This is a genomic window from Acidovorax sp. SRB_24 (assembly GCF_012931925.1).
In genome coordinates this window covers 1-6,078 of the sequence record NZ_MWOM01000113.1, presented here as the reverse complement: position 1 = coordinate 6,078, position 6,078 = coordinate 1, and the positions used below count along the sequence as shown (strand labels likewise).

General features: G+C 61.9%; 7 protein-coding genes. 2 read left to right on the top strand and 5 right to left on the bottom strand.

Annotated features, from left to right (window positions below; genetic code table 11):
- On the top strand, positions 1-483 hold a 483-nt coding region (locus B2J89_RS20475), incomplete at its 5' end, for a M48 family metallopeptidase (protein ID WP_169170688.1).
- A 200-nt stretch (positions 484-683) separates the two neighbouring features.
- Positions 684-1,268 (top strand): YSC84-related protein, encoded by a 585-nt coding sequence (locus B2J89_RS20470; protein ID WP_169170689.1) that lies wholly within the window; start codon positions 684-686, stop codon positions 1,266-1,268.
- Between the two features lie 325 nt (positions 1,269-1,593).
- On the opposite strand, the gene tfpZ is transcribed toward B2J89_RS20470, so the two are convergent.
- From tfpZ to B2J89_RS20445, 5 genes are all read right to left on the bottom strand, one after another.
- Positions 1,594-2,367, bottom strand: coding sequence for a TfpX/TfpZ family type IV pilin accessory protein (tfpZ, locus tag B2J89_RS20465; protein WP_169170704.1), 774 nt, complete (start codon positions 2,365-2,367; stop codon positions 1,594-1,596).
- A gap of 139 nt (positions 2,368-2,506) precedes the next feature.
- The gene (locus B2J89_RS20460; RefSeq protein ID WP_169170703.1) at positions 2,507-3,013 is read right to left on the bottom strand and encodes a pilin; all 507 of its coding nucleotides are present in this window, start codon (positions 3,011-3,013) and stop codon (positions 2,507-2,509) included.
- A 203-nt stretch (positions 3,014-3,216) separates the two neighbouring features.
- Complete coding sequence (locus B2J89_RS20455; protein ID WP_256368863.1) at positions 3,217-3,720, bottom strand: pilin; 504 nt, start codon at positions 3,718-3,720, stop codon at positions 3,217-3,219.
- Between the two features lie 440 nt (positions 3,721-4,160).
- Positions 4,161-4,826 (bottom strand): FHA domain-containing protein, encoded by a 666-nt coding sequence (locus B2J89_RS20450; protein ID WP_169170701.1) that lies wholly within the window; start codon positions 4,824-4,826, stop codon positions 4,161-4,163.
- Positions 4,827-4,869: 43 nt separating this feature from the next.
- On the bottom strand, positions 4,870-5,658 hold the full coding sequence (locus B2J89_RS20445; protein WP_169170691.1) for a Stp1/IreP family PP2C-type Ser/Thr phosphatase: 789 nt from the start codon (positions 5,656-5,658) through the stop codon (positions 4,870-4,872).
- Between the last annotated feature and the right edge of the window lie 420 nt (positions 5,659-6,078).

Below are 6,078 nucleotides of genomic sequence, written 5' to 3'. Positions count from 1 at the left end.
GCCTTCTGCATGCCCGGCGGCAAGATCGCGTTCTATACCGGCATCCTCGACCAGCTCAAGCTCAGCGACGACGAAGCCGCGATGGTCATGGGCCACGAGATGGCGCATGCGCTGCGCGAGCACGCGCGTGCGCGCATGGCCAAGAGCGAGGCCACCAACCTCGGCCTGCGCCTGGGCGCGCAATTGCTGGGCCTGGGCGACATGGGCAACCTCGCCGCCAACCTGGGTGGCCAGCTGCTCACGCTCAAGTTCAGCCGCGGCGACGAGAGCGACGCCGACCTCGTCGGCCTGGAGATGGCTGCGCGCGCCGGCTACAACCCCGAAGCGGCCGTGACGCTGTGGCGCAAGATGGGCCAGGCCACGGGCGGACAGGGCGGCCCTGCGTTCCTCTCGACCCACCCCAGCGGCCCGCAGCGCATCCGCGAGCTCGAGGAGAACGTGCCCAAGGTGCAGGGCCTGTATGCGGCGGCGCGCCGCCGGTAAAGCGTGCGCGCGGGCCGCGGCGCGCAGGGGCAGGCCGCGCGGCGCCCGGCGTGTAGGCGCACAGGCCGACTTGATGCCGCGTTGACTCAAGCGGTGCGCAACCCCATTACCATAAAGACCAGACGTGCGCCAGCGCGGTTTTTTTGGCCGACACCTGGGCGCGGTTGAAGTTGTTCCACCTTTCATCCAGGAGGTCTTCCATGAAAACACTTTCACTCCGCTCTTTGCTGGTCGCTGCCGTGGTGGGCACCGCCGGGGTTGCCATGGTCGGTTGCACCACCACCAAGGAGAGTGCCCAGGCCTCGCCGCGCGCGGACCGCGCCTCGCTCGAATCGCAGGCCAACGCCACGCTGTCGCGCCTTTATGAAACGGCCCCCGGCTCGCGCGAACTGGTCGCGCGCGCCAAGGGCGTGCTGGTGTTTCCGGCCGTGATCGGCGGCAGCTTCGTGATCGGCGTGCAGCACGGCGAAGGCGTGCTGCGCGTGGCCAACAAGACGCACAGCTACTACACCACCACCGGGGCTTCCATCGGCTGGCAGGCCGGCGGCCAGTCCAAGGCCGTGATCTATGTGTTCAACACCCAGGACGCGCTCGACAAGTTCGTCAACGGCAACGGCTGGTCGGGCGGCGTCGATGCCACCGTGGCGGCAGGCCACATCGGCGCCAATGGCAGCATCGACACCACGACCGCGCAGGCCCCGGTCACCAGCTATGTGATGACGAACACCGGCTTGGAGGCGGGCGTATCGCTGCAGGGGTCGAAAATCACGCGGATTACGCGGTAAAGCACGAAAGGGCGGCGCTGCCGTCCGGGCCTCGAGTGGCCCGTTCTCCAAAAAAACCGGTGTGGCACACCGGTTTTTCAGCGGCGTGCAGACCTGGACCTTGGCCAATTAAGCTCGCCCATGGCTCCGGGGCTTTCGAACCGCGCAAAAATCAAACGGCGCACCTCGCGCCTGTCGAACTAAGTGTTTGTCTCTTATTTTGCTTCTGTTTTGATGGCTACTAACGCTTGATATATACGGTAATCATGGGGGAATCTGACTAAGGCTTATCATCTGACCCCGATTTTCTTAAATGAAATGGGCCCCTTATTCCAATGCTTCTTCTTCAGCGAAATCCATCGATCGGTGCATAGGCACGGGGCTGCCCGGTTGCTTTGTCCAGCAACACCACCCATTCCATCGTGCGTGCACTGGTAAGAGGCAGCCACAGCAAATCGGATGCGGGCATGCCGGACTTGCGCACTGCCTTTTCAAGCAAAGGATTTTTTTCAAGGCGGGCCTGCGCCAACTCAGTCAAGGGTCTGGCTCTCTCCAGCACCTGCGGCAGTCCGACGGCGTATGCCTGCCACCAGCCTGGACGCAGCGAGGGGTCTTGTCCCGCTAAAGACAACTCCACGCTTTTCAACAATTCGTCTCCATCAAGCGGCTCTCTTACGCTGATGAGGGTGGGGCCACCCCACGGCAGTTGGCGTAGACCGTCCGGGGCCTGCTGTAAATCGGCGGCATCGATTTCTGCCGCAGTGACCAACCGAAATCTGTCTGTTTCAAACACCACATGCACGGGGCGTGCCACAGTGACAGTCCACAAACCGTACCCCAAAGCCCCCAGTTGAATCACGGCCACCAAAGCCAGGTCACGCAATAACTCAGTGCGTGGCTTTTGGGGATTGAAGAGCACCAAGGTCAGTAACGGCCCGCATACCACATCCACCCCCGCCAGCAGGCAAAACAATGCGAGGCCTCCCGCCAGTTCGCGGTACGGATAGGGATACCACAGGCCAAACACGGGAACTGCCAACAGAGCCGCAATCAAGGCACTGCCAAGCAAATGCCATCCTGCTGCAGGTAGTGCAGCTTTCAAACGTTTTTCAAAATTCATGTCGTCACTGGCGCTTTGCGTACTCCCGTACTCTATTTGCTATATGGGTGTTGCCTGTGAACGGATGCCGCTCAGGCATTTTCTCCATCGCCGTTGTAGAAGCGGCCGCAAAGTGACCCGGCCGCCTTCATCCGAAAGCCTAGCGGCAGTTGCCAGGGCGGTATTTGGCTTCCAACGTGCTGGCAGTGGGACCCGTGCCGCATACCCAGGTGAGCTGAGTGCCTGAATTAGCGACCGAGGACAAGTCCAGAGCGGCACCTGCAGGGTTTACCGGCTCTATGCGAAGGGTTTCGGCGCCCGCAGGCACCACAGCCGGCTTGTAAGCGATGGCAATCACGCCTGTCGAAGAACTGGTGACCGAGCCCACATTCTTGTTGCCTGCAAGTTCCGTGGCACCCATCGCCGTTGTGCCCAGCGTTCCACAATCCGTCGGGGTGGTGCAGGCCATGTCTACGGGGCCTTTGCTCTGGAAGGTTTCCGAGATGGCCGTCTTGAGGGCCGACGACAGAACCACACCTTCGGAAACCTTGGCACGGATGGTGTAGTCCTGGTAGGCCGGCAGAGCCACGGCAGCCAGAATGCCGATGATTGCCACCACGATCATCAGTTCGATCAGGGTGAAGCCTTTTTGTATGAAGCGGTACATGAAAACTCCTATGGCAAATTAATAATCTCAATCAAATTGCAAGCAGCATTCATGCCAGCGAGTTTATAGCGCCATTGAACACAAGCACATGTACAATTTTCCCTTCTCGATCCAACCAAAATAAATGTCAGGCCATTTGTTTTAAAAAATGAATTGTTAAAACAAAAAACCGCCCGAAGGCGGTTTTTTGTTTATGTCGTGGATTAACGGCAGTTTGCTGGGCGGTATTTCGCCTCCAGCGTGCTAGCAGTGGCAGCAACACCCGTGCCACACACCCAGCTGATTTGTTTGCCTGCATTGGCATCAGCAGAAAGATCGAGTGCCGTACCATCAGCATTCACAGGAGCAATCACCAAGGCCTCCTTGGTTGCAGGCACCACTGCTGGCTTATATGCAATGGTGATAACGCCACTGCTAACGCTGGTCACGTCTTTCACGTTCTTATTGCCTGCCAGAGCAGTTGCATCCATCTGCGATGCGCCCAGCTTTGCGCAAGTCACATCGCTGGTGCAAGCCATGTCGACAGGGCCCTTGCTCTGGAAGGTTTCCGAGATAGCCGTCTTGAGAGCCGACGACAGAACCAAGCCTTCAGAAACCTTGGCGCGAATGGTGTAGTCCTGATAGGCCGGCAGAGCCACTGCCGCCAAAATACCAATGATCGCGACAACGATCATCAACTCGATCAGCGTGAAACCCTTCTGGGCCATTTGCATAGAGCGCTTCATAAATCTCTCCTCAAAATCAATTGCAATGAAAAACCTGCAGAAGAACTCCCCAGGTTCGTAACAACCAAAGCAGGTTCCGTGCCAGTCATCGAATGCAACAAGACGTGTCAATTTTTGCGAAATTCCTCAGCATCTCTCGCTGCGGTGTCGCGTCTTGCGTCTGCATGCGCGCATTTGACAATTTTGTCGTTCCGAAGATGTCACAAGGTGCATCTTTGTCTTACAAATCAAATGCGTGACCACCTGCAGCGAGTCAGTGGCAGCGCTGGCCTGCGCAGGCACCAACGCTTTACACCGCCACGGTATTCTTCAATTTCAGGCAAAATTAGCTTCTTGCCCTTGCGCAGTAAGCGCTGGCAGCTATCAAACAAGGAGCGCTGATCGCGCCCACCTGTCTACCGCCGCCTTCGCGGCCAGCGCGCTCAGAGCGCTGCCCCCGTCACCCCCTGCACAAACTGCATCTGCGTGCCCGCCAGCTCCACGCAGTCGCCGCTTTGCAGAGGGGTGGCGCTGCCGGTCACCGCTGCGCCGTTGACCCGCGGCAACTCGGGTCCTTCGACGTGCGCAAGCACGAAGCCCTGGTGGCGGCGCGTGATGGAGGCCACGGCGACGCCGGGTTTGCCGATGGTGGTGACCACCTTGGTCAGCGCCACTTCGCGCCCGGCGGCGGGGCCCGTGAGCACGCGGATCACGGCCGGGCTGGCGGCCGCGGCAGCGGGCACCGTGCGCGCCAGGGGCCGCGGGGCGCTCGCCATGCGGTGCTTGACGACCACGGTCGTTTCGTAGCCCTCGGCTTCGGCCTCGTCGAGGAAGCGGATCTTGTACTTGCTCAGTTCGACGGTGTCGCCATGGCGCAGCAGCTGGCGCCCGATGGCCTTGCCGTTCACATAGGTGCCATTGGTGCTGTTCAGGTCCTCGATTTCGACAGCCTGCGCTTCCAGCATGTGCAGCACGGCGTGCTCGCCGCTGACGGCCAGGTGGTCGATGACGATGTCGTTGTAGGGCCTGCGCCCGAGCGTGGTGCGCTCTTTGGTCAGCTCGATTTCCTTGATGGCGACTCCATCGATCGAGAGGATCAGTTTGGGCATGGCCAACTCCTGGTGGTGGGGTGCATAAGGGCGTGCGGCTGGGTCAGGCGGCCTTGAGCCAGCGCGACATGAAGCTGCGCCGCGGCTGCGCCGTGCCGGCCTGGGCCAGCAGCACGCTGATGTTGTCGCGCCCGCCATGGGCGTTGGCGGCGGCGATGAGGCGGCTGGCCTTCTCTTCGAGCGGCACATGGGCGGCCATGAGGGCGGTCAGTTCGGCATGGTCGAGCATTTCGCTCAGGCCGTCGGAGCACAGGAGAAACAGGTCGCCGGACTCGACCGGGAATTCGGTGGTTTCGAGCTGCACCTGGGACTCGACCCCCAGCGCCCGCGTGACGAGGTTGCGGCCCAACGACAGCGCCGCCTGCCGCGGCGTGAGCAGGCCGGCGTCGACCTGCTCCTGCAGCCACGAGTGGTCGCGCGTGAGCTGCATAAGCTGGCCGGCGCGCAGGCGGTAGCCGCGCGAATCGCCCACATGGCCGAGCAGCAGCCGGTGGCCGCTGAACACGGCGGCCACCAGTGTGGTGCCCATGCCGGCATACACGGGGTTGGACTGGGCAGCGTCGAAGATGGCCCGGTTGGCGCTGTCCACGCAGGTTTCGAGGGCGCGGCGCAGCGCGCGGGCGGGCACCGGAGAGCTGGCCTGCGCGAGCCAGCGACCCATTTCGGCGCAGACGGAGGAGGTGGCCATGGCGGCGGCCACTTCGCCGGCGTTGTACCCGCCCATGCCATCGGCCAGCACGGCCACCTGGGCGTGTGCGTCCACGGCCACGGCGTCTTCGTTGTTGGCGCGCACCCGGCCGCAGTCGGTGCGGGCACAGAATTCGTATTTCATGGGGTCCGGCCAGCCCCCGGGCGAGCACAGGCGGGGGCAGCCGCATTCATCACGGTGTCTTGCAAATCCGCCATGGGGTGGTGCTCTCCAGAGACGTGGCCTGCATCATAGACGAGGCTTTGGCGGGTGCTGGTGGGCGCCGGTCGCACGGCCTCGTCATGCGCTCTGTGTAGCGCAGATCCTGGCCCTCTGTTTGTTCTTTTCACCCACGGCACCTTTGGTAACTGACTGTAATATTTTACAGAAGCACGGGGACGCCGGTGCGTTGGTGGTGAAGCATCCGGCAGCGCGTGCCTGCGTGCAGCATGTTGGCCCGCCGCAGTGGCCCTGGAGGGCTTGCCGTTCGTGTCAGGGTTTGGGGCGCCGCCGCAGGCCTGTGCCTGCCATCGCCGCCATCGGCACATGGTCTGCGGCAGGCCG

Excerpts from the sequence above, each read along its gene's own strand:
- B2J89_RS20470 (WP_169170689.1), top strand. The coding sequence starts at position 684 with ATGAAAACACTTTCACTCCGCTCTTTGCTGGTCGCTGCCGTGGTGGGC.
- tfpZ (WP_169170704.1), bottom strand. The coding sequence starts at position 2,367 with ATGAATTTTGAAAAACGTTTGAAAGCTGCACTACCTGCAGCAGGATGG.
- B2J89_RS20460 (WP_169170703.1), bottom strand. The coding sequence starts at position 3,013 with ATGTACCGCTTCATACAAAAAGGCTTCACCCTGATCGAACTGATGATC.
- B2J89_RS20455 (WP_256368863.1), bottom strand. The coding sequence starts at position 3,720 with ATGGCCCAGAAGGGTTTCACGCTGATCGAGTTGATGATCGTTGTCGCG.
- B2J89_RS20450 (WP_169170701.1), bottom strand. The coding sequence starts at position 4,826 with ATGCCCAAACTGATCCTCTCGATCGATGGAGTCGCCATCAAGGAAATC.
- B2J89_RS20445 (WP_169170691.1), bottom strand. The coding sequence starts at position 5,658 with ATGAAATACGAATTCTGTGCCCGCACCGACTGCGGCCGGGTGCGCGCC.